1 protein-coding gene is annotated in these 1,330 nt (G+C 37.3%); it reads left to right on the top strand.

All coding sequences use genetic code 11. The features are described 5' to 3' along the window. Positions 1–1,235 (top strand): VENN motif pre-toxin domain-containing protein (locus tag BKL51_RS11395; protein ID WP_198930133.1); only part of this gene is annotated, 1,235 nt, incomplete at its 5' end. Between the last annotated feature and the right edge of the window lie 95 nt (positions 1,236–1,330).

The raw sequence follows: 1,330 nt of genomic DNA, 5'->3' as shown, positions 1-1,330 counted from the left end.
CCTTAAGCAAAGTGGCGGCGGGGGTTGCAAGCGGTTTAACGGCCAAGGGCAATCGAGCGGAGAATCTGGCGACTATTAGCAAAGGAATAATCATTGCGGAAAATGCGGTGGAGCATAATTTCTTGAGTACGCTTTCTCAAGATAGACGAGACACTCTTGAGAAAAAGATAAAAGAAGGTAAAGCTTCACAAAAAGAGATAATGGAATTTATTTCTTATGAACAAGATGACCACACAAGTGATTATCTTGCGGATAAAGCACGAAATCATCCTGAGCAAATGACGGATGATGAGTGGAGCCGATTAGATGGTTATCTTCAACGTTATGTATCGGAAAGTTTACGTAGTCGGGAAACACCGGATGAAATTAACCGAAGTTTGAGAGATATTGTTTCAGGAAATTACATAAAAGGTTATGGGTATGCTTATGCGTTGGATGATAAATATCGTTCTGATTTGCCGAGTCGGTGGACAACGAAAGATAGAACAGATAAGGAAATCTTCTATCAAGAACTGTATGCTAAACATATACAAAATCCGAATACGATAGAGAATTCGTTTGATGTAAAAGCACAACGTTCAACGGCAGAAGCTGCATTATTGCTTGGAACTGGAGGCGGTTCGCTTTTAGTTAAAGGTGTGAGTAAATTGGAAAAAGTCGCCGATCAGGCGTTTGTTTCTGCAATAAAAGCAGAGAATCAATTAAATAAAACCTTGCCGGTTGTGAATGATGCTCTGAATAAAGCGTATGTGAATGGACAATTAACTTATGCGGATATTGTGGGTAAAGGTGTTAATGGTGCAAGGGGCTATGCACGAAACACTGTAAAAACTATGGGAGAGCAAAAGAAAGAAATTGTTTTAGCTAATGCTCTTGCTGCAGGTATGACTAAATCAGGTTCTGAATCTTACGATTACATAATTAATGGTAAAGAAATGAATTCAGATAATTTAACTAAATTGGGGATTGATATTTTTTACTCAACAGCTACAGGAGGAGTTACATCAGGTATGCCGGTGCTTCCTGCTATTGGTCTAGGAGTAACAGTTGATTGGGCTAAAGATAATAGAAAATATGATGTTACTAAAACTACCGGTAGTGCTATTGTTGGTTCCGCTTCAGATAGTTTCTTCGGGAGAGGAGTTATAGCCCCCATAGTAAGAGAGATCATGACTAACTCATTTGAAAAAGTTTACGATAGTTATAATGGAGTGTCTCAAGATGAGAAAAAGTGATTTTTTTGCTGTTTTAAAATTAACATTGTTAGCTTTGATATTCTTATACTTATATGTCCTGTCTAAATTTAATTTTAATATTTATAAGGTAGATA

The organism is Rodentibacter sp. Ppn85 (assembly GCF_001999335.1).
Lineage (GTDB): Bacteria > Pseudomonadota > Gammaproteobacteria > Enterobacterales > Pasteurellaceae > Rodentibacter.
The sequence above is the reverse complement of the archived record's forward strand: the minus strand, read 5'-3'. Positions and strand labels throughout refer to the sequence as shown.